This window comes from Rickettsia sp. MAE-05 (assembly GCF_057319745.1).
This window is the reverse complement of the sequence record NZ_JBLTIO010000003.1, coordinates 117,061-138,917: the sequence shown is the minus strand read 5'-3', so window position 1 is coordinate 138,917 and position 21,857 is coordinate 117,061. Positions and strand designations below refer to the sequence as shown.

Genomic DNA, 21,857 nt, shown 5'->3' with positions numbered 1-21,857 from the left:
AGCTTTATTTGAAAAAAATTATCTAATAAAAAAATCTTTAAAACTAAAGATTTTTTAGCATGGATCCCTGCTTTCGCAGGGATGACATCGAGGGTTTTTCAAATTCAGTGAGTATAGCTTATCTATTTATTTCTTCTTTCTTTTTATTATTAGAAATAGGAGTAATAGAAAGTGTATTTGTTTTAGATCCTACAATATTAATCTTACTATTTAAATTTGAGACGATGTTTTGTGCTTCTTTTAAAACATTTAGTTTATTAATATTTTCAAACTCATTCTTAAAATTATCTTTTAACTGTTCATTGAAGATTTCTTTTGGTAAATAAATTCCACCGGTAATAGTGCCTGCCCAAGTATATTTAGATTTAGAATTTAAAGTAGAGGCAATATTACTTGCTAACTTTTCTAGATTTTTCGGCTCTAAAAAATTATTTATATTATCGGGATTCTCTTTAGAATATTCAGAAACGATAGGTTTTAGCATCTGATTAATCATATAAAAATCTTCACCTCTATTATCACCTTTATCAAAAAGCTTTTGTGATATTTTTTCGCTTAAAATATTTGCCAATAAATTACTCTTAATATCTTGTTTATTTGCAATATTTTCATATAAAGGGTTCAATATTTGTAATGGAGAATTTACATGATTTGTAATATGTTTATATTGATTTGTTTTAGGAGTAGCAAGGCTCTTAACCATATTCATAGGTAGTGAGTTTAGTTTTTCTATAATATAGTCTTTAACAACTTGATTTTCTTCGCATAATATATTTACCTGTTGAGCAAATTCTTTTTTACTAAGTAAATTTCTTTTTTCTTCGGCTTGTATTTGTAAAAATACTTTATCAATTGCCTTATCAATTAATTTTGCTTGTTGTTCTTTAATTAGTTTAGGTGCTAAAGGAGGGATAGCTTTATCGAGATTGTAAGTATCAGTAAGTAGCATTAAATTATCAGGTAATTTAGCCTCTGCTAAATTAGTATTTTTAAAATTACAATCTTTTAAAGAAGTTACTTTAGTTAAATCTGCATTTTTTAATGATACGCCTGAGAAGTCAATATTAGATAAATTACCTACTAATATAGCTCCCTCTAAGCTGAATTTTCCATTTTGTATTTTATTTAAATTATTTCTAAGAGTAATTTCATCTATAGTTTTATCTTTAAAATCTTGTGATGGACTAAATACGTCTTTTACTTTTTCAGTAGCATAGTTAAAACCTGCTTTTATAATATTCGGCAATTGACCTTCAAAATAATTTGTTTTTTGAGCTAGATTATATATAGCACTAGCAGCCCCACGGTAATTACTTTGTTCAACCTCTTCTATAACTTTAACTAATTCATCAGGATGGTTTAACATTGATGGAAGTACATTATATAATTCTTTCTTATCAAGGTTATTTATGCCCGGTATATCTTTTAAAGTTTTATCTAAAATACTTGCAAATATTTCTCTATTATCGTTTAAATATCTCTTAATCTCAGGATTATCTTTAGTTAAAGCTATTAACTCTTTTGCCATTCCCGTATAATCACCTTTAATAAAATCTCGAAAAACCTTTTTTAATGATTCAGGTTTATCAAGTAATATAGGCATTATGCTCGTTAGCTTTGTAATATCACTCGCTTCCAGACCGTAATTTATAAGTTGTTGTTTTATAGTTTGGCTATTTTTTTCATCTTGTTCTAAAACTCCTGTAATTAAATTATCAAATAGCCCTTCTTTACTTTGCTCTACTAATATATCTTTTAATTTAAATGAATGATCATTAAGGGCAGAGATTATATTACCGGTTAAACTCATATAATCGCCTTTATTTAAGTCTGCAATAATCTCATGAGCAATTTCCGGTTTTGACATAACTTCGCCTACTATACTAAGCATTTGTTTATCAAAATTATATTCTTTTGTTATGCTTTGTACGCTAGGAGTATTTTCAATAATACCTAAAGCAATATTTGGTAAGATTGTTTTATTATTAGCAAAAAAACTTTTTAATTTATCATCACCCACTACCATTTCTAAGGATTTTTCAAGAGATATCATTACACCTTGATTTGGAGCGTTAAGAGTATCAAAAATCTCTTTTGTCTCAGGAATTTTATTTAATAAAGTAGGAATAATATCTAAAATTTTAAGATCGATTTTGTAGCTTTCAAAATGTTCTTTTAAGAAAGGTTTAGCTTGTTCTTTTACTTCTGCTAAGAAACTTTCTATAATTAGTTGTTTTTCAGGAGATAACTTATTAAACCTTTTTAGAGTATTAGGATTGTTTATATTTTCAGCCAGTTCTTGCTTAAAATCAGGATGTTCATTAAATATTTTTAATAAATTTTTCTTTTCGGGTTTTTGTAATATATCATCAAAAGTTTTTATATAATCGCTTGGAAGTATTTCAGTTGCTCCGGTGCGTATATAATTCGTAATATCTTCGCTCTTTTCATTAAAGAATTTTTTGAAATTTTTATCGGTAACCAGCATATCTAAAGTTCTAGAAGTCACTTTATTCCAGTCCGGTAGCTCTTGCTTTACTTCAACTGCAATTTCTTGAAGTTTTTTAAGTACTTTTTCATTTTTAAAACATTCTTTTAGTATTTCGAGTCCCTTTTCATCTAAAGCACTCTTATCTTGAAATTCTCTAAAGCCCGCATTTGCTAAGATTTGACCTATTTTAGGCAAATCATCTGAATGTTTTTTTAAAAATTCCCATATTAGAGATTTTTCAAGAAGTGATTTTTGAAATTCCGGATCAAGATATATATTAGAGGATTTAGCAAGCTTAACAAGATTATAACTATTTACAGGATTAGTTAAAACAAACCTTGCTCCGAGTAACATCGTTCTTAAGCTTATACTCTTTGAAGACGATAAGTCCTTAATTGCACTCTTTAGTGCTTTATTAGCTTTAGAAGAAGATAAAACTTTTTCTACAACTTTTTGATAGTTTTTATTATTCGTAACAGCCATAAAATTACTCGAAATTTTTAAATATTCTAAATCTATTTTAAAAAATTTTTAAAAATAAAGATTAGGTATTTTTAATTTTTTTTATTCTTGTTGTTAATATGTATACTTCGACACAACATGTTCAGCATCCGAGGACTTACGAAGACATGGCTACCAATTTTTTAAGTTCTATCCGAGTATATTATTTAGCCTCCTTGGTATCCATCTCAGTGAATACTTCTTCCCATGAACCGGTAGTCGCTGCTTTTGAATATTCAGTCGCTCTATTTTCAAAAAAGTTTGTATGCTCGACTCCGTTTAGCATTTCATCAAGCCAAGGAAGCGGGTTATGATTTACCAAATATACATCTTTGAGTCCTAGCTGCATTAAACGACGATCGGCAATATAACGAATATATTGTCTTACTTCATATGCCGTTAACCCCTCAATACCGCCGACTTCAAAAGCAAGTTCAATAAAGGCATCTTCAAAATGCACAATAGTCGTACAAGCTTCATAAATACGTTTACGTAAAGTTTCCGTCCAAACTTCAGGATTCTCTCTTACAAAAGTCTTGAACAGAGTAATAATTGAATTAGTATGAAGTGTTTCATCACGCACTGACCAAGCAATAATCTGTCCCATACCTTTCATTTTATTAAAACGAGGGAAATTAAGCATAATCGCAAAAGAGGCAAATAGCTGTAATCCTTCAGTAAAAGCTCCAAATACTGCGAGTGTAGTTGCTATATCTTCTTTGGTATCCACTCCGAATTGCTGCATATAATCATACTTGTCTTTCATTTCCTTATATTTAAGAAATGCTGAATATTCTACTTCCGGCATACCTACCGTATCAAGTAAATGTGAATACGCTGCAATATGCACGGTTTCCATATTAGAAAACGCCGATAACATCATTAATACTTCAGTAGGTTTAAATACTCGTGAATAATGCTTCATATAGCAGTTATTCACTTCAATATCTGCTTGTGTAAAAAAACGAAATATTTGGGTTAATAGATGTTTTTCCCCTGGAGTTAAGTTATATTTCCAATCTTTAACATCGTCGGCAAGCGGTACTTCTTCCGGTAGCCAATGAATTTTTTGTTGAGTGTGCCAAGCTTCATATGCCCATGGATATGAAAACGGTTTATAAATTGGACTTGCATCAAGTAGTGACATAATTTTTCTTTTATTCTTTTATATTTATGGCTTTGGTTTTTCGTCATTGCGAGGAAATTATAAAATAATTAATGAAGCAATCTCAGGATATTTGACGAGATTGCCACGCTCCTTACAGTCGCTTAGCTTATGACGATTTAGTATCAATACAACAACACTTATACTTACTGACAAGCTAAGCATTCTTCGTAATTACCGGCTTCTGCTAACTTATCGTTTTGTTTCTCTAAATCTTTAAAATCTGCTTTTAGTACATCATGCGACACTTTATCGGCTCGCTGTATTGATGTTGATCTACAGTAATATAAACTTTTTACTCCTTTTTTCCAGGCTTTAAAATGAATATTATTTAAATATTTCTTACTAACATTCCCCGGTAAAAAGATGTTTAAAGATTGTGCTTGCGTAATGTAAGGAGTACGATCGCTTGCCAGTTCAATTAGCCAATTCTGATCAATTTCGTAAGCGGTTTTGAAAACCTGTTTTTCTTCTTCGGATAAAAATGTTAAATGTTGTACTGATCCTTCATGTGTTGCAATCGAAGACCAAACTTGGTCATTATTAAATCCTTTCTCTTCTAATAACTTTTCTAAATGTTTGTTACGCACGTTAAAAGAACCGGTTAAAGTCTTTTGTACAAAGCTATTAGCGGCAAACGGCTCTATTCCGGGTGAGGCATTACCTGCTATTACCGAAATTGAGGCGGTAGGTGCTATTGCGGTTTTATTGCTAAATCGTTCATTACTTCCTGCATCTAGAGCATCAGGACATGCTCCTTTTTCTTTACCGATTTCTATTGAGGCTTTATCAGCTTCAGCAGATATATATTCAAATATTTTTTTATTCCAAACTTTTGCCATAACCGATTCTATCGGTACTTTTTTCATTTGCAAAAATGAGTGGAATCCCATTACGCCAAGTCCAACGCTTCGTTCACGCATAGCCGAATATTTAGCTCTTGCCATAGTATCCGGTGCTTTATTAATAAAGTCTTCTAAAACATTATCAAGGAACAACATAATAGAATGGATAAATTCTTTATCATCTTTCCACTCTTCATAATACTCTAAATTTAAAGAAGAAAGGCAGCAAACGGCAGTTCTTGACTTTCCTAAATGGTCAATTCCCGTCGGCAATGTAATTTCGCTACAAAGATTGGACATTTTAACTTGAAGCCCTAATTTTTTATGATGCTCAGGGACAGATTTATTAACACTATCGATAAATAACAAGTAAGGCTCACCCGTTTCTATTCTAGTAGTTAATAATTTAACCCATAAATCTCTTGCTCTAACTTTATTTACAACTTTTTTGGTAGCAGGACTAACAAGGTCAAAATCCGTATTGTTTTCAACGGCTTTCATAAATTCATCGGTTATAGCTATACCGTGATGAATATTAAGAGCTTTTCGGTTAACATCCCCACCTGTCGGACGTCTTATATCAATAAATTCTTCAATTTCAGGGTGATTAATAGGCAAATATACAGCTGATGAACCTCGTCTAATAGAACCTTGCGAAATAGCAAGAGTCATAGAATCCATTACTTTAATAAACGGTATAATACCGGATGAATGACCTTTATCACGAATCCCTTCATTAATAGAACGAACATTACCCCAATAACTTCCAATTCCGCCGCCGCGTGCAGCAAGCCAAACATTTTCCGTCCATAAATTTACTATATCGTCTAAGCTGTCATCGGTCTCATTCAAGAAGCATGAAATAGGAAGCCCCCTATCCGTTCCACCGTTACTTAAGATTGGTGTTGCCGGCATAAACCACATTTTACTCATATATTCATATAACTTCTGAGCATGCTGTTTATTTTCGGCATAATAACTAGAAACTCTTACAAATAAATCTTGAAAATCCTCACCTTTCATAAGATATCGATCTCGCAGAATAGCTTTACCGAAAGGAGTAAGTAAATTGTTATGGTTATTGTTTATACTTATTTGAAATTTATTTTTTTTAAGCGTGTTCATTATAGGTACTAATGGGGTTGTAGGCGTTATTTATAATGCTTATTTTGAAAAAATGACACCATATTTAGTGTATAGAATCTTCACCTAAGTAGACACGAGAATAATAATTTATTCAATATAAATATTTAATTTTTTTTTAGATTTTTGACTTGACACAAATCACTCTTGATTACTATTTATACTTTCTTAAGGCACACGCAGGCTTATCATGCGGAAGTAAGGCAACGTTGCGTGGATACCGCTCCGTCATTGCGAGCAGGCGTTGTTGTGTGGAACAACTTCACCTCTGGCATTCCGTGGCTTGACCGGTGTTGTTGCATGGCCCGGTTTTTCTCCTGTCATCCCGCGACTTGAACGCGGGATCCAGGAAAAATAGACAAATAATGTACGCTACAAGTTGTTTTTTGGATACCGTGGTCAAGCCACGGTATGACAAATTGAGCATTTTTCGAGCCATGCAACAACGCTGGCTTGACCACGGGGTGACACATAGTGGGTTTTATCGGTCTACGCAGGAATAACGTTAAAGGCATTCTCCATCATTCGTATTAAGACCTATCGGTGAAACCTCATCCTTATATTTAACAATAAACGATGAAACAAATTTACGTGGTGTGTCAACTACTATCCAATCAACTTCTACAACATAATATCCTGGGTCTCTGTCCGGAAAAGCTACTTCAATCGTTTTAGAAGGAGCTAATGTATAATCCCAGTAAGGGAATTTATCAGAAAGTTTACTATAAATTTCTTCTAAATCGTCGTGTTTCAGTCTATTTTCAAAGGTAAACTCTGCCTTTGTCATTTGCACTATATAACCGCGAGTTTTATGTGATGCAGTATAATCCCATTCTATTGTAAGCTTTTTCTCACCTTCTAATGGTATAGCAAAGTTTATCCAATTAAATGTTGGATCTTTTAATTCCGGGTCGTGCCAGGATATTCAATTTCAAAACAACAGAGATATCAATGCAAGCGGTGTAATCGATATTTTCAATTGGAGTATATTAATAATGCATCTAAGCCTGGAGTTAAGGAGCAAATAGTAGAAATGTCAATCAACGGCTCTGGAGTTAGAGATACAGTAAGAGTATTAAAAGTGGGTATCAATACAGTTATCCGTGTTTTAAAAAATCTAGTATTAAAAACAATAAATCATTCTATCAGTACAACAGAAGTAATTATTGCTCCTGAGATAGATGAACAATGGTCTTATGTACAGAATAAATCCAGACAACGATGGCTTTGGTATGCCTTGGATAAGATTTCGTTAAAAGTAGTTGCTTATACGTTTGGTACAAGATGTGATAGCACATTAGAATCATTACTGAAAAAACTAGAGAATTTCAAGGTGACTTTTTACTATACAGATGGATGGGGGAGTTATGCTAGGTTATTAGACCCTAAAAAGCATATTATCAGTAAAAAATACACTCAACGGATAGAACGAAGTAACTTGAACCTTAGAACGAGATGCAAGAGGCTTGCACGTAAGACAATCTGCTTTTCCAAGTCATTGGATATTCATGATAAGGTTATTGGTACTCTTATTGAACGTATAGCTTTTTAATAGGCGTAACTGCAATATGGAGGCATGACCGTTTTACTCTACGCGGTAATTCTCTTAATATGATTCTATAGTCTTTTTCTCTAGTAGAAAAATTCTGTGTATTTTTTAAAGCTAACCGTATCAATTGTGTTTTACCGCCATGCAAGGTAAATGTTACCGGAGTTGCCACTAAATCCGTAGTTTCTTTATATTCTTCTGTACCGTTTTCATACACACGTTTTAAAAGAAGTAGCTGAAACTTTTTAGGTGTATAATCATTATTTTGTACCGTCATAGTTGCTATTTTATTATCTTTACTTATCTCTATATTGACAGGTACGATAGTAGCACTAGCAAAAACATTAAAAGTAAATAATATAAATAGAATAGGTAGAAATCTTAAAAAATATTTTTTCATAATATCAATATGCTACGGTTACTGTAATTGTATCGTTATAAGTATCAGAAGGAACATTTGCCCCTTGAGGTATTTTTCCGTATATTGTGAGCGTTTGAGGTAATCCCGTACCTGTTCCAGGTACCCAGTCGCTTGATTGATTTCCCCAATTTTGAGTTCTTGCTGCATTAGAATAAAGATTATAAGGTAAATAGCTAGTAGTGTTAACAAGACCTGTCATTTTGCGAGTACTTGTTGTAGCGGCAGGTGCAGTACCAGCGTTTAATGAAACAGTATAATTAGTACCTAAAGTACAAGTTATAGTAAGTGTGTTTGTTTGTAGAGAATCAGCAGTCGGAACATACGTACCAAAAGCTAAAGGAGTAGCAGTAACTATACAAGACGGTAAAACCGTTGCACTAACAAGGAAAAAAGCATTAGCAGACGAGGCGAAGCTATTTCCTGCACTTATAATTAAGATAATAAAACCGATAATATTTCGTAGAATTTTAAAGTTATTTTTCATAATTTTAATAAAAATAATTAATATTCATTATTAATTTTTGACAAATTTTAACGATTTTACAAGGCTAGTTTAAGAAATAGTTATATTTAAATATGAATTTATGATATTTTTCCCACAGAATATATTTACAAATAAATTAAAAATGTAATTGACTATTCTATTTGACTATTATAACATGATAATACTTTTTACTTTCTGGTATATAAAATGACTACTAAAATAGCAATAAGTCAATTTAAATCTCATTGTCTTGAGATAATAGAAAAATTACAAACCGATAAAGAATCCATTATAATTACTAAAAGAGATAGGGAAGTAGCACAAATATTGCCTATCAATACTAAAAAGACCTCAATATTCGGTATGCTAAAAAATAAAGCTGAGATAAAAGCAGATATATTAGATTCAATAGAAGAAAAATGGAATGCAGAACATTAATAGTGGCTTAGTACTAGATACCCATGTTTTATTGTGGTCAATATTACAACCTGAAGAATTATCAGAACAAATAAAACACAAAATCAATTTAGCTCAAGAAAATTCGCAATTATTTCTTAGTTCTATTTCATTATGGGAAATAGCTATGCTTAACTTTAAAAAGCGTATTAATGTTTACGAACCTATAAAAGATTTTCTGAATTCTATAACAAATATCGACGGATTATCTATTAAAGATATTTCTCCGGAGGTCGCTGCTGAGAGCGTTTCTCTTATGGATGATTTTCATGGTGATCCGGCTGACAGAATTATTGTAGCAACAGCAAAATGCCTTGGAGCTACCCTACTTACTAGAGATCAAAAAATTCTTAGTTGGGCTAAGTTAGGACATATTAAATCAATATCTATTTGATTATTTCCTCAATATCTAATAAAATCCTTTTTAAAATTCAGGATATTACATATGACACATACTACGGATGTTATAATAATAGGTGCAGGTCCCGTAGGACTATTTACGATTTTTCAGGCTGGAATGCTTGGGATGAAGTGCCACGTTATCGATGCTCAAGAAATCATAGGAGGTCAGTGTATTACTCTATACCCTGAAAAGCCTATTTACGATATACCGGCATATCCTAAAATTGCTGCAGAAGAGCTAATAAAACAGTTAGAGCTTCAAGCCGCTCCTTTTAAGCCTGTATATCACTTAAATCAGCAAGCTATAGAGCTGAATAAGCAAGGTGATTTTTTTGAAATTAGAACCTCTAACAATACTACTATTAAAAGCAAAGTTATTATTATTGCAGCAGGAGCAGGTTCATTCGGTCCAAATAAACCGCCCCTTGCAAATATTGAAGATTTTGAAGGCAAGTCGGTTTTTTATTTTATTAATGATAAAAGCAAATTTGCAGGTAAAAATATAGTTATAGCAGGCGGCGGGGATTCGGCTGTTGACTGGGCTATTTCTCTTTCGGAAATTGCAAATAAAATATATTTAGTACATAGGCGGGATAAATTTACAGCAGCCCCAGAAAGCGTAAGACAATTAAGGCATATTGCAGAAACCGGTAAAATCGAGTTAGTAACCGGTTATCAATTAAATGCTTTAGATGGTAATAATAGTGAACTTCAATCGGTTATAGTTAAAGATCTACAAAATAATACTCGCAAATTAGATGCCAATATATTACTACCATTTTTTGGTTTAAAACAAGATTTAGGTAGCTTAGCAAATTGGGGTTTAAATGTTAAGCTTCACCATATTGAGGTAGATAACTCCTATTATCAAACTAATATAGAAGGTATTTACGCCATTGGGGATATTGCTCATTATACAGGTAAGCTTAAGCTGATTCTTACGGGCTTTGCCGAAGCAGCAAGTAGCCTTCATCATGCTTATAGTAGAGTATTTGACGGCAAGGCTCTACATTTTGAGTATTCTACAACGAAGTATGGGGAAAAGAAGTAGGGGGACGTCACTAAATAAAGAGATCGTCATTGCGAGGAAATTACGGAGTAATTGTACGTCCGCAATCTCAGGATATTTGATGAGATTGCCACGTCGCTTCGCTCCTCGCAATGACGTTAAAACTGAATGGAGACAAAAATAATAGTGAATAATATAATTGATGGTAAAGCGTTAGCAAATGAAATACTAGCAGACTTAAAGCTAGAAATTCAAGAACTTAAAAGTCAAACCAACGCTTCACCAAAGCTTGCTATAGTACTAGTAGGCGATAATCCAGCAAGCATTATTTATGTAAAAAATAAAATAAAAAATGCATATAAAATAGGAATTGATACTTTATTAGTAAATCTATCTACTACTATTCATACTGATGATTTAATATCGAAAATCAATGTGTTAAACCTTGATAACGAGATTTCGGGAATTATAGTTCAACTACCTTTGCCAAACTCTATAGATAAAAATAAAATTTTATCGGCTGTATCGCCGTATAAAGATATTGATGGGTTTCATCCTTTAAATGTCGGTTACTTACATAGCGGGATTAGTAAAGGCTTTGTACCCTGCACTGCCCTTGGTTGTCTTGCAGTTATAAAAAAATATGAACCGAATTTAAGCGGTAAAAATGCCGTAATTGTTGGACGATCAAATATAGTAGGTAAACCTCTAAGTGCCTTACTATTGCAAGAAGATTGCAGTGTTACTATTTGTCATTCTAAATCACAAAATTTAAGTTCTATAACTTCTAAAGCGGATATTGTCGTTGCTGCAATAGGCTCACCTTTAAAATTAACTGCAGAATATTTTAACTCTAAATCTATAGTAATTGATGTAGGAATTAATAGAATTAGCGAAAATAAAATTATCGGTGACGTTGATTTTGAAAATGTTAAGTCTAAAGTTAGATATATTACCCCTGTTCCTGGCGGTATAGGACCAATGACCATTGCGTTTTTACTTAAAAATACAGTTAAGGCGTTTAAGAATTTCTTATATGCCGTCTGATCAATGAAAAGTAGAGAGACGAAGTTTAATTTGGAAAAGAGCAAGGCGTTTCATATTTTTTGACCGCAGCGTACAATTAGTACGTGAGGATCAAAAAATATGAAACAACGACGCCAATTTTTCAAATTAAACGAGTATCTTATAAACTTTTGCAAGTTCTACATAATTTCTTACATTATCTTGCATATATTCTAAATCTTGATCGGTTAAATATCTAACAAATTTTGCAGGCGATCCCATCCATAATTCTTTAGATTTAATTACCCTCTTTGGCGGGATTAGGCTTCCTGCCGCAATAAAAGCGTATTCTTCTATTACTGCATAATCCATTATCGTAGTACGCATACCAATAAATGCATTATTATGTATGGTACAGGCATGAATAAGAGAGAGATGACCGATAGTTATATTATCGCCTATTTCTACTGGTCCGTTAAATCTTGAAGTATGAATTACACTACCGTCTTGCACGTTAGTATTATTTCCTATTTTTATTGATTCAACGTCGCCTCTAAGAACCGTATTAAACCAAATACTTGAATTACTACCTATTTCAACATCTCCTATTAAAGAGCTGCTTTCGGCAATATATGCAGTTTTATCGATTCTTGGCGTAACTCCTTTATAGGGGATAATAATCATTAATTATAATCTACCCAAGAAATATTACCGTCTTTACGATAATAAACTATATTGATACGATCATTATTGATATTTTTAAATACTACCGCAGGTAAATCTTCTAAATCCATTTTCATTACCGCTTCTTTTACTGATAATTTTAATATTTCTACAGGCTTTTCAGCGATAATTGCCGGATTATCATTATCTTCGGAGTTAGAGGTGTCACTATCAGATTGCGGATTAATAATATATTTGGTACCTTCGTAAGCAATTTCTGATATTTTTACTTTACCCGCATGATGATTTTTGAATTTTGATTTATATTTTCTAAGCTGTTTTTCTAGTTTTGACATAGCTTTATCAAAAGCTACATATATATCGCTACAACTATCATTACTTTTGACTATACTATGTTTACCTGATCCATATTTTACTATAATATCACATTTAAAGTTAATTCCCTCTTTTGAAAAATGTATATCTATATTTATTATATCGGTAAAATATTTTTTAACGACTTGCGTAGCCCTCTCTTTGGAATATTCTTGTAAGCTATTACCGATCGAAATATGTTGAGCTGAAACTGAAATAATCATAAATAACCTTTATAATCTGAAATAATTAATTGTATAGGCGTTACTAAGTAACACCTATACAATTAATTTATATTTAGAGTAAATTCAAGTTTTATTACAAATTAATTTAATTTAAACTTTAGCCGTAGAGTTTAGGACGCTTATCTTTATTTTGTTGCGATTTAATTAGTTTTTTAGCAGTCTTTCTTACATAATTAGGCTCAATGCCCATTTCTAAGCAGGTAGCATTAAAATTTTCATTATTTTCAAAAAGCCACTTTTTAGCATTATATTCTGCTTTTGTTGCCTCTTTCTTGGTAGAAGTATTAGTTGCATCTATTATTGCCTGCATAATAATAGCACTTCTAAGAGCAATATCGGGTATAGGATTATAAAGTTTAATACGCTCAAAAGGAGTAGTTAATTTAATGACATATGGTTTAGTCATATAAAACCTCTAATAATTATTAATAAAATAAGATTTTGTTAATGTAAATATAACCTATAGGTTTTTCTTTTTTAACAAAGTCCTTAAAAAGTATAATAATTTTCAAGGCTTCAACTAATAGTGACTAATTTGGATTAATAATAATAAGCAGGAATGTTTAGAGGTTTAGGTGCTGTATATTTTTTGATAAAATAAGATATTTTACTCTTGCAGAAATAGAAGAATTGTTATATATATTGTTATCTCTTATGTATAAGGGGGTGTAGCTCAGTTGGTTAGAGCGTCTGCCTGTCACGCAGAAGGTCGCGGGTTCGAGTCCCGTCACTCTCGCCAAACCTTTTCAGGGTTTCAGCGTTTCTTTTCGTTTTCTAAAAAATCCATATGCTCCTTTTATTGGTCGTGCCTCCGTATTGCAGTTTAGAGTTAGTCTATAATCCTCAAACAGTAATAAGAGAGAATTATAGTTAAGGAGTTATGGCAAAAATAGATGTTAAGTGTAGATATTGTAACAACACAGAAGAAGTAATAAAGTCAGGATATTCAATTTCAAAACAACAGAGATATCAATGCAAGCGGTGTAATCGATATTTTCAATTGGAGTATATTAATAATGCATCTAAGCCTGGAGTTAAGGAGCAAATAGTAGAAATGTCAATCAACGGCTCTGGAGTTAGAGATACAGTAAGAGTATTAAAAGTGGGTATCAATACAGTTATCCGTGTTTTAAAAAATCTAGTATTAAAAACAATAAATCATTCTATCAGTACAACAGAAGTAATTATTGCTCCTGAGATAGATGAACAATGGTCTTATGTACAGAATAAATCCAGACAACGATGGCTTTGGTATGCCTTGGATAAGATTTCGTTAAAAGTAGTTGCTTATACGTTTGGTACAAGATGTGATAGCACATTAGAATCATTACTGAAAAAACTAGAGAATTTCAAGGTGACTTTTTACTATACAGATGGATGGGGGAGTTATGCTAGGTTATTAGACCCTAAAAAGCATATTATCAGTAAAAAATACACTCAACGGATAGAACGAAGTAACTTGAACCTTAGAACGAGATGCAAGAGGCGGTCGTGCCTCCGTATTGCAGTTTAGAGTAAATAGTCTATAATCCTCAAACAGTAATAAGAGAGAATTATAGTTAAGGAGTTATGGCAAAAATAGATGTTAAGTGTAGATATTGTAACAACACAGAAGAAGTAATAAAGTCAGGATATTCAATTTCAAAACAACAGAGATATCAATGCAAGCGGTGTAATCGATATTTTCAATTGGAGGGTCGTGCCTCCGTATTGCAGTTTAGAGTAAATAGTCTATAATCCTCAAACAGTAATAAGAGAGAATTATAGTTAAGGAGTTATGGCAAAAATAGATGTTAAGTGTAGATATTGTAACAACACAGAAGAAGTAATAAAGTCAGGATATTCAATTTCAAAACAACAGAGATATCAATGCAAGCGGTGTAATCGATATTTTCAATTGGAGTATATTAATAATGCATCTAAGCCTGGAGTTAAGGAGCAAATAGTAGAAATGTCAATCAACGGCTCTGGAGTTAGAGATACAGTAAGAGTATTAAAAGTGGGTATCAATACAGTTATCCGTGTTTTAAAAAAATCTAGTATTAAAAACAATAAATCATTCTATCAGTACAACAGAAGTAATTATTGCTCCTGAGATAGATGAACAATGGTCTTATGTACAGAATAAATCCAGACAACGATGGCTTTGGTATGCCTTGGATAAGATTTCGTTAAAAGTAGTTGCTTATACGTTTGGTACAAGATGTGATAGCACATTAGAATCATTACTGAAAAAACTAGAGAATTTCAAGGTGACTTTTTACTATACAGATGGATGGGGGAGTTATGCTAGGTTATTAGACCCTAAAAAGCATATTATCAGTAAAAAATACACTCAACGGATAGAACGAAGTAACTTGAACCTTAGAACGAGATGCAAGAGGCTTGCACGTAAGACAATCTGCTTTTCCAAGTCATTGGATATTCATGATAAGGTTATTGGTACTCTTATTGAACGTATAGCTTTTTAATAGGCGTAACTGCAATATGGAGGCATGACCCAATTGGAGTATATTAATAATGCATCTAAGCCTGGAGTTAAGGAGCAAATAGTAGAAATGTCAATCAACGGCTCTGGAGTTAGAGATACAGTAAGAGTATTAAAAGTGGGTATCAATACAGTTATCCGTGTTTTAAAAAAATCTAGTATTAAAAACAATAAATCATTCTATCAGTACAACAGCAGTAATTATTGCTCCTGAGATAGATGAACAATGGTCTTATGTACAGAATAAATCCAGACAACGATGGCTTTGGTATGCCTTGGATAAGATTTCGTTAAAAGTAGTTGCTTATACGTTTGGTACAAGATGTGATAGCACATTAGAATCATTACTGAAAAAACTAGAGAATTTCAAGGTGACTTTTTACTATACAGATGGATGGGGGAGTTATGCTAGGTTATTAGACCCTAAAAAGCATATTATCAGTAAAAAATACACTCAACGGATAGAACGAAGTAACTTGAACCTTAGAACGAGATGCAAGAGGCTTGCACGTAAGACAATCTGCTTTTCCAAGTCATTGGATATTCATGATAAGGTTATTGGTACTCTTATTGAACGTATAGCTTTTTAATAGGCGTAACTGCAATATGGAGGCATGACCCAAGAGGCTTGCACGTAAGACAATCTGCTTTTCCAAGTCATTGGATATTCATGATAAGGTTATTGGTACTCTTATTGAACGTATAGCTTTTTAATAGGCGTAACTGCAATATGGAGGCATGACCGCACCGTTTATATTACCCGTAACAATTATGTCGTCATCTAAATTAAGTACGGATGTATTACTTTGTAAATTAATATTAGCAGCTTTTAATATTGTAGAATTAAGTGTTGCCGACCCAAGTAAAACATTTACTGCGGCTAATGAGCCTATATTACCTATATCGCCTGTTATTATATTATCACTGGCCAAATCATGAGCTAGATTTAGTACCCCTTGACCGTCAACGCCGGTAGTATTATTTATATTACCCGTTAACGTTGTTACATTACCGTCAAAAAGAGTAAGTATAGAATTATTGTTAGTAAGATTTATATTTGCAGCATTAATTATGCTATTACCTGCTCCAGGCATATAAATCTGCGCTTCCCCATTGCCTACATTTATTTGAGAAAGAGAATTAGTTAAGCCTATATTATTTGATATAGTCCCTGTACCTGCAAAAGTTATTATACCGTTATTTCCGGCTACCGTATCATCTATCTGAGTTGTAATATTTAAACCGTTATTAATTTGTAAAGTAGAATTCTTACCGGCGAAATCTATATTACTAAATGTTTGATTACCGACTCCGGTAATAATTGACGTAACATTATTACTAATAAATTTAAGAGGACCAAAATTAGGAGCAAGCCCTACTGTTGCACTAAGAGGACCTATTGATACATTTTGACTTACCTCAACCCCACCAAAAGCAGGTAGTGCTATTAATGTATTTATCCCGCCAACAACAGCATTTGCTTTATCGGCCGATATTTTAATTCCAAGTCCTCCAACCGCTATTTGAATAATATCGCCGTTATTAAATACTCCTCCTACAAGACCGGCACCGGTACTCAAGCTTACGCTACCGAGATTAGGAATTGTTGCTCCTGCAGCATTAGAGCTAGTGAATAATGTTCCGCATAATGATGCCGTTGTTAGAAATTTTCTTAATATTTTTGATTTTTTCATTAATATTAACCCCAATACATTAATTATTTTTTAATTAATAATTTGTAGCAACTTTTTTACAACAATAGATTTTTGGGATTATTTATAGGAAAGTAATAAATTTTATGGATTGAACCACAATCAAAAGATTGCGGTGCTATTGCATGGTTCGGTTTTTCCGTAATTGCGAGAAGGCATTGCCCGTGTGGATACCAATGTCATTCCTGCGAAAGCAGGAACCCAGCATAAAGCGAGATAAATCGAGCTTTTAATTTCAAAAATTTGCTGTATTTATATTTTTTTCTGGCTTCCTGCTTTCGCAGGAATGACATCTAGGGTTCTTTAAAAATTATCCAGTACTATCATATGACCGATTTCTATTTATTTATCGGGGTTTCTACCAAAGCATTCTTAAGTACTTGGTCGATATTTGACACGGATATAATTTCTAGGCTTTCTTTTATATTCGGCGGTATATCTTTTAAGTCTTTAACATTCTCCTCAGGAATTAATACGGTTTTAATCCCTCCCCTACTCGCAGCAAGCAACTTCTCTTTAAGACCACCGATAGGTAAAACATTTCCTCTTAAAGTAATTTCACCGGTCATTGCTACAGTGCGGTGTACGGGTATTTTAGTCATTAACGAAACAATAGTAGTAAACAAAGCACAGCCGGCAGACGGTCCATCTTTTGGAATAGCTCCCGCCGGTACGTGAATGTGAATATCAAAATCTTTATAATTGTCGTATTTTAATCCAAAATTTGTTGCTCTGCTTCTAAAACAACTATAGGCAGCCATTGCCGATTCTTTCATAACATCACCGAGTTTTCCGGTGGTCTTTATTTCACCTTTCCCTGGAAATGCTAAAGCTTCTATAGTTAAAAGCTCTCCTCCTACTTCAGTATAAGCAAGTCCTGTAGTACTACCTATTTGGTCTTCTTTCTCGGCAAGCCCGAAATTATATTTTTTAGCTCCTAAAAATTCTTCAAGATTATTACTATCTATGGCAATATGCTTAACTGTTTTATCTGCTAAAATTTGCTTTAATGCTTTTCTAGTTAATGCCCCTATTTCACGCTCTAAAGCTCTTACACCTGATTCCTTGGTATAATATCTAATTAAATCCAAAATTGCCGTCTCAGATATAGTAATTTCGTCTTTCTTAATTTTATGTACTTTAAATTGTTTTGGAACTAAATAATTTTTGGCGATTTGGAGCTTTTCCTCTTCTACATAACCGGAAATATATATTTTTTCCATTCTATCACTTAAAGCTCTAGGTAAATCATGAGAGTTAGCAGTAGCAATAAATATTACATTTGATAGATCATATTCTACTTCTAGATAATGATCAACAAAGTGACTATTCTGCTCAGGGTCTAATACCTCAAGCAAAGCGGATGCCGGATCACCTCTAAAATCAGAACTCATTTTATCGATTTCATCAAGCAGCATTACAGGATTACTAATCTTAACTTTCTTAAGTTGACCTAAAATTTTACCGGGCATTGATCCAAGGTAAGTTTTTCTATGCCCTCTGATTTCTGCTTCATCTCTAACACCGCCGAGAGCAAATTTAGTGTATTTTCTGCCCATTCCTTCGGCAATAGATTTTACAAGTGAAGTTTTACCGACCCCTGGCGGACCGATTAAACATAATATAGGTCCTCTAATTTTACTTGAACGCTGTAATACCGCTAAATATTCTATAATTCGTTCTTTAACTTTTTCGAGTCCAAAATGGTCACGATTTAAAATTTTCTCCGCTTGGTTAATATCTATTTTGCTATTATCATACTTACCCCAAGGCAAACTTAGCAAAGTCTCAAGATAATTACGCGTCACTCCCGACTCTGCCGACATTTGATTCATACTACGGAGTTTTTTAAGCTCTGATTCTGCTTTCTCTTTAGCTTCTTTAGATAATTTTAAACTTTTAATTTTTTTCTCGATATCGGCAAGTTCCGATTTATCTTCATCAAGCTCCTTTTGAATAGCTTTCATTTGTTCGTGTAGATAATAATCACGCTGCGTTTTTTCGATTTGCTTTCTTACTCTTTGCTGTAATGCCTGCTCGGTTTCTGAATTTACTATATTGGAAGTAAGCGTACTAATAACCGTAGTGATACGCTTAAAAGGACTAGTTTCTTCTAATAAATGCTGCTTTGCCTCAAGTGAAGTTATCAGATGTGAAGCTAATATATTTATAATATTTATAAAATTAGTGCTATTACTTATTTCTTTATTTATAGTTTCAATAATTTCCGCATTAACTTTCTTATCATTAATCGCATATTTACTAAATAATTGTACTGCATTATCCACTAATGAACGCATGTTATTAACGTCAAATATTTCTTCATCCGGAATAATTTCATAATTTGCTTCAAAAGCATCGTTGCCTTTGATATTGCTTAGCTTTACTCTTGCTACTGCTTCTATTAAGATTTTTGCCGTATTATTAGGCAACTTCACTATTTGGATAATCTTGGCAAGTATAGCTGTGTTATAAAGTTCATGTTTACTAGGGTTTTCTTGATCAAATTTTTTCTGTAAAGTTACTAAAATATATTTACTATTATCTTCCTCAGAAACGGTAGTATGAGATAACGCTTGCAGCGATTTTTGTCTACCCACGAAAATAGGAGCAATTACTCCCGGGAATACTACCATATCTCTTAATGCCATAAGCGGCAGGGATTTTTTATTCATCAATTAAAACCTTTTAAAATTTCTAATTATTAACTATATAATATAGTATAAATGCGATTTCAAGCCATCTTTATTAATTATATTTATGAATTTATTACTACAATCTTCTCAAAATGTAGCTACTGCACATAATAGAATAAAACAATATCTACATTTAACTCCAATCGTTCACTCTGAAAGCTTAAATGAGATGCTCGGTCATGAGATTTTTTTTAAGGTTGAATCATTACAAAAAACCGGTGCATTCAAAGTTAGAGGAGTATTAAATCATTTATTAGAATTAAAAGAGCAAGGAAAATTACCTGATAAAATAGTCGGTTATAGTACGGGTAACCATGGGATTGGGCTTGCTTATGCAAGTAAATTATTCGGTATTAAAACAAGGATTTATTTACCGTTAAATACTTCAAAAGTAAAACAGCAAGCAGCTCTTTATTACGGCGGTGAAGTTATATATACAGATACTCGACACGAAGCGGAAGAAAGAGCAAAAGAAGATGAAAAGCAAGGATTTTACTATATACATCCTTCCGATAGTGATTCTACAATAGCAGGTGCCGGCACATTATGCTATGAAGCATTACAACAGCTAGGCTTTAGTCCTGATGCTATTTTTGCCTCTTGCGGCGGCGGCGGTTTAATTTCCGGCTCATATCTTGCCAAGGAATTAATATCACCGACAAGCTTGTTAATAGGTTCAGAACCGCTTAAGGCAAATGATGCTTATTTATCGGTTAAAAACGGCTCAATATATAGATTTGATAATGCACCGACTACCATCGCAGACGGTCTTAAAACCTTGAGTGTATCAGCTCGTACATTTGAATATCTGAAAAAACTTGATCATTTTTATTTAGCAGAAGAATATGAAATATATTATTGGACAGCGTGGCTTACTCATTTACTTAAAGTTATATGCGAGCCGTCAAGTAGTATAAATATGGTTTCAGTGGTAAATTGGTTAAAAACACAATCCAAACCTCAAAAATTACTAGTACTAATCTCAGGGGGTAATATTGACCCTATTCTTTATAACGAGCTATGGAAAGAGGAGTATTTAACCGTCCCACCAAGCATTACTAACTAAAGGTAAATATCGTCATTGCGAGAAGAAACTGTAAGTTTCGACGAAGCAATCTCAGGATATTTGACGAGATTGCCACGCAGCCTACGGCTGCTCGCAATGACGATTTGGTATCCACGCAACACAACTTCCTCACAATAACGTAGACTTTCCAAGTTATATTAAAATTTAACCCTTTCTTCTTACTACTTCTTGATTTTTAGTAGAAGTACCAGGAGTAGTTTGCGGAGGTTTTATATTAGAACTTCTTAGTTTTATTGAATCTTCAAATATGGTTTTATCAAATGCTATTTGATTGATTTTTCTGAGTTCCGCTAAATTAAAATTATTAACTTGTTGCTGTTGAACTATAATAGGGTCGTGCCTCCGTATTGCAGTTTAGAGTAAATAGTCTATAATACAGAAGAAGTAATAAAGTCAGGATATTCAATTTCAAAACAACAGAGATATCAATGCAAGCGGTGTAATCGATATTTTCAATTGGAGTATATTAATAATGCATCTAAGCCTGGAGTTAAGGAGCAAATAGTAGAAATGTCAATCAACGGCTCTGGAGTTAGAGATACAGTAAGAGTATTAAAAGTGGGTATCAATACAGTTATCCGTGTTTTAAAAAAATCTAGTATTAAAAACAATAAATCATTCTATCAGTACAACAGAAGTAATTATTGCTCCTGAGATAGATGAACAATGGTCTTATGTACAGAATAAATCCAGACAACGATGGCTTTGGTATGCCTTGGATAAGATTTCGTTAAAAGTAGTTGCTTATACGTTTGGTACAAGATGTGATAGCACATTAGAATCATTACTGAAAAAACTAGAGAATTTCAAGGTGACTTTTTACTATACAGATGGATGGGGGAGTTATGCTAGGTTATTAGACCCTAAAAAGCATATTATCAGTAAAAAGGTTATTGGTACTCTTATTGAACGTATAGCTTTTTAATAGGCGTAACTGCAATATGGAGGCATGACCCTTTTTCCTCTAGTTTTCTTATTATCCCTGCTGCACTATCAACTTGATATTCAAAAGCAGTTTTAAGTTTCTCTTGTGGTCTATCAGGTATTAGCTCCTCGGCCATATCATTTCCTCTATTAATTAAATTAGATAATAATTAGTTAAAGAATGCAAACCAATTTA

24 protein-coding genes, 1 tRNA gene and 4 pseudogenes are annotated in these 21,857 nt (G+C 32.8%); 16 read left to right on the top strand and 13 right to left on the bottom strand.

Annotation, left to right across the window (positions count from 1 at the left end):
* Positions 1-118: 118 nt before the first annotated feature.
* The 4 genes from ACNFN7_RS06795 to ACNFN7_RS06780 all read right to left on the bottom strand — a co-directional run bounded on the left by ACNFN7_RS06795 (position 119) and on the right by ACNFN7_RS06780 (position 6,983).
* Positions 119-2,974: a pentapeptide repeat-containing protein gene (locus tag ACNFN7_RS06795; protein ID WP_485441359.1), complete on the bottom strand. Its 2,856-nt coding sequence runs from the start codon at positions 2,972-2,974 to the stop codon at positions 119-121.
* A gap of 181 nt (positions 2,975-3,155) precedes the next feature.
* On the bottom strand, positions 3,156-4,139 hold the full coding sequence (locus ACNFN7_RS06790) for a ribonucleotide-diphosphate reductase subunit beta (protein WP_485441358.1): 984 nt from the start codon (positions 4,137-4,139) through the stop codon (positions 3,156-3,158).
* Positions 4,140-4,303: 164 nt separating this feature from the next.
* Positions 4,304-6,127, bottom strand: coding sequence for a ribonucleoside-diphosphate reductase subunit alpha (locus ACNFN7_RS06785; protein ID WP_485441357.1), 1,824 nt, complete (start codon positions 6,125-6,127; stop codon positions 4,304-4,306).
* Positions 6,128-6,650: 523 nt separating this feature from the next.
* The gene (locus ACNFN7_RS06780) at positions 6,651-6,983 is read right to left on the bottom strand and encodes a lytic polysaccharide monooxygenase (protein ID WP_485441394.1); all 333 of its coding nucleotides are present in this window, start codon (positions 6,981-6,983) and stop codon (positions 6,651-6,653) included.
* Between the two features lie 75 nt (positions 6,984-7,058).
* On the opposite strand from ACNFN7_RS06780, the gene ACNFN7_RS06775 reads away from it, so the two are divergent.
* The gene (locus tag ACNFN7_RS06775; protein WP_485441356.1) at positions 7,059-7,697 is read left to right on the top strand and encodes an IS1 family transposase; all 639 of its coding nucleotides are present in this window, start codon (positions 7,059-7,061) and stop codon (positions 7,695-7,697) included.
* Here ACNFN7_RS06775 and ACNFN7_RS06770 read toward each other — a convergent pair.
* Both ACNFN7_RS06770 and ACNFN7_RS06765 read right to left on the bottom strand, forming a co-directional pair.
* Positions 7,675-7,971, bottom strand: coding sequence for a fimbria/pilus periplasmic chaperone (locus ACNFN7_RS06770; RefSeq protein ID WP_485441393.1), 297 nt, complete (start codon positions 7,969-7,971; stop codon positions 7,675-7,677). The genes ACNFN7_RS06775 and ACNFN7_RS06770 overlap by 23 nt on opposite strands.
* Positions 7,972-8,098: 127 nt before the next feature.
* Complete coding sequence (locus ACNFN7_RS06765) at positions 8,099-8,599, bottom strand: Csu type fimbrial protein (RefSeq protein WP_485441355.1); 501 nt, start codon at positions 8,597-8,599, stop codon at positions 8,099-8,101.
* A 207-nt stretch (positions 8,600-8,806) separates the two neighbouring features.
* Here ACNFN7_RS06765 and ACNFN7_RS06760 point away from each other — a divergent pair, with 207 nt between their 5' ends.
* The 4 genes from ACNFN7_RS06760 to folD all read left to right on the top strand — a co-directional run bounded on the left by ACNFN7_RS06760 (position 8,807) and on the right by folD (position 11,513).
* A complete protein-coding gene (locus tag ACNFN7_RS06760) occupies positions 8,807-9,037 on the top strand; it encodes a type II toxin-antitoxin system Phd/YefM family antitoxin (RefSeq protein ID WP_011271032.1) in 231 nt (76 codons plus the stop codon).
* Positions 9,024-9,449: a type II toxin-antitoxin system VapC family toxin gene (locus ACNFN7_RS06755; protein ID WP_485441354.1), complete on the top strand. Its 426-nt coding sequence runs from the start codon at positions 9,024-9,026 to the stop codon at positions 9,447-9,449. Before ACNFN7_RS06760 ends, ACNFN7_RS06755 begins: the two co-directional genes overlap by 14 nt.
* A 51-nt stretch (positions 9,450-9,500) precedes the next feature.
* Entirely contained in the window at positions 9,501-10,508 is a 1,008-nt protein-coding gene (locus ACNFN7_RS06750; RefSeq protein ID WP_485441353.1) for an NAD(P)/FAD-dependent oxidoreductase, read from the top strand.
* A 144-nt stretch (positions 10,509-10,652) separates the two neighbouring features.
* Entirely contained in the window at positions 10,653-11,513 is an 861-nt protein-coding gene (gene folD, locus ACNFN7_RS06745) for a bifunctional methylenetetrahydrofolate dehydrogenase/methenyltetrahydrofolate cyclohydrolase FolD (RefSeq protein ID WP_485441352.1), read from the top strand.
* A gap of 126 nt (positions 11,514-11,639) precedes the next feature.
* On the opposite strand, the gene ACNFN7_RS06740 is transcribed toward folD, so the two are convergent.
* The 3 genes from ACNFN7_RS06740 to ACNFN7_RS06730 form a co-directional block, all read right to left on the bottom strand.
* Positions 11,640-12,155, bottom strand: coding sequence for a gamma carbonic anhydrase family protein (locus ACNFN7_RS06740; protein WP_485441351.1), 516 nt, complete (start codon positions 12,153-12,155; stop codon positions 11,640-11,642).
* Positions 12,155-12,733 carry a ribosome hibernation-promoting factor, HPF/YfiA family gene (gene hpf / locus ACNFN7_RS06735; RefSeq protein ID WP_011271027.1) on the bottom strand — a complete coding sequence of 193 codons (579 nt, stop codon included), beginning with the start codon at positions 12,731-12,733 and terminating at the stop codon, positions 12,155-12,157. The genes ACNFN7_RS06740 and hpf overlap by 1 nt, the downstream gene beginning before the upstream one ends.
* A gap of 118 nt (positions 12,734-12,851) precedes the next feature.
* Positions 12,852-13,160, bottom strand: a complete 309-nt coding sequence (locus ACNFN7_RS06730) for a hypothetical protein (RefSeq protein WP_011271026.1) — start codon at positions 13,158-13,160, stop codon at positions 12,852-12,854.
* 256 nt (positions 13,161-13,416) lie between these two features.
* Between ACNFN7_RS06730 and ACNFN7_RS06725 the strand changes: the two genes are divergently transcribed.
* From ACNFN7_RS06725 to ACNFN7_RS06695, 7 genes and pseudogenes are all read left to right on the top strand, one after another.
* Positions 13,417-13,493 (top strand) — tRNA-Asp (locus ACNFN7_RS06725).
* A 141-nt stretch (positions 13,494-13,634) separates the two neighbouring features.
* Entirely contained in the window at positions 13,635-14,267 is a 633-nt protein-coding gene (locus ACNFN7_RS06720; RefSeq protein WP_485441350.1) for an IS1 family transposase, read from the top strand.
* Positions 14,268-14,323: 56 nt separating this feature from the next.
* Positions 14,324-14,491, top strand: a complete 168-nt coding sequence (locus tag ACNFN7_RS06715; protein ID WP_485440582.1) for an IS1 family transposase — start codon at positions 14,324-14,326, stop codon at positions 14,489-14,491.
* A gap of 40 nt (positions 14,492-14,531) precedes the next feature.
* Positions 14,532-15,225 (top strand): annotated as a pseudogene (locus ACNFN7_RS06710) (IS1 family transposase).
* A gap of 24 nt (positions 15,226-15,249) precedes the next feature.
* On the top strand, positions 15,250-15,456 hold the full coding sequence (locus ACNFN7_RS06705) for an IS1-like element transposase (RefSeq protein ID WP_485441349.1): 207 nt from the start codon (positions 15,250-15,252) through the stop codon (positions 15,454-15,456).
* A complete protein-coding gene (locus ACNFN7_RS06700) occupies positions 15,413-15,832 on the top strand; it encodes an IS1 family transposase (protein WP_485441392.1) in 420 nt (139 codons plus the stop codon). The genes ACNFN7_RS06705 and ACNFN7_RS06700 overlap by 44 nt, the downstream gene beginning before the upstream one ends.
* A 43-nt stretch (positions 15,833-15,875) precedes the next feature.
* Positions 15,876-15,956: pseudogene (locus tag ACNFN7_RS06695) on the top strand (IS1 family transposase); the annotation flags it as partial.
* Positions 15,957-15,988: 32 nt separating this feature from the next.
* Here the strand turns inward: ACNFN7_RS06695 and ACNFN7_RS06690 are convergent.
* Both ACNFN7_RS06690 and lon read right to left on the bottom strand, forming a co-directional pair.
* Positions 15,989-16,936 (bottom strand): annotated as a pseudogene (locus tag ACNFN7_RS06690) (autotransporter outer membrane beta-barrel domain-containing protein); the annotation flags it as partial.
* Between the two features lie 356 nt (positions 16,937-17,292).
* Positions 17,293-19,629 carry an endopeptidase La gene (lon, locus tag ACNFN7_RS06685; protein WP_485441348.1) on the bottom strand — a complete coding sequence of 779 codons (2,337 nt, stop codon included), beginning with the start codon at positions 19,627-19,629 and terminating at the stop codon, positions 17,293-17,295.
* 85 nt (positions 19,630-19,714) lie between these two features.
* Between lon and ACNFN7_RS06680 the strand changes: the two genes are divergently transcribed.
* Both ACNFN7_RS06680 and ACNFN7_RS06675 read left to right on the top strand, forming a co-directional pair.
* Positions 19,715-20,716 (top strand): serine/threonine dehydratase, encoded by a 1,002-nt coding sequence (locus ACNFN7_RS06680; protein ID WP_485441347.1) that lies wholly within the window; start codon positions 19,715-19,717, stop codon positions 20,714-20,716.
* Between the two features lie 15 nt (positions 20,717-20,731).
* Positions 20,732-20,854, top strand: a complete 123-nt coding sequence (locus ACNFN7_RS06675) for an RND transporter (protein ID WP_156144414.1) — start codon at positions 20,732-20,734, stop codon at positions 20,852-20,854.
* A 27-nt stretch (positions 20,855-20,881) separates the two neighbouring features.
* Here the strand turns inward: ACNFN7_RS06675 and ACNFN7_RS06670 are convergent.
* A pseudogene (locus ACNFN7_RS06670) lies at positions 20,882-21,073 on the bottom strand (hypothetical protein); the annotation flags it as partial.
* 120 nt (positions 21,074-21,193) lie between these two features.
* On the opposite strand from ACNFN7_RS06670, the gene ACNFN7_RS06665 reads away from it, so the two are divergent.
* Together ACNFN7_RS06665 and ACNFN7_RS06660 are read left to right on the top strand one after the other, a co-directional pair.
* Complete coding sequence (locus ACNFN7_RS06665) at positions 21,194-21,391, top strand: IS1-like element transposase (protein WP_485441003.1); 198 nt, start codon at positions 21,194-21,196, stop codon at positions 21,389-21,391.
* Complete coding sequence (locus ACNFN7_RS06660) at positions 21,348-21,662, top strand: IS1 family transposase (RefSeq protein WP_485441391.1); 315 nt, start codon at positions 21,348-21,350, stop codon at positions 21,660-21,662. Before ACNFN7_RS06665 ends, ACNFN7_RS06660 begins: the two co-directional genes overlap by 44 nt.
* Here the strand turns inward: ACNFN7_RS06660 and ACNFN7_RS06655 are convergent.
* Positions 21,640-21,798: a hypothetical protein gene (locus tag ACNFN7_RS06655; protein WP_485441346.1), complete on the bottom strand. Its 159-nt coding sequence runs from the start codon at positions 21,796-21,798 to the stop codon at positions 21,640-21,642. The two genes, ACNFN7_RS06660 and ACNFN7_RS06655, sit on opposite strands and share 23 nt — an antisense overlap.
* Positions 21,799-21,857: the final 59 nt, after the last annotated feature.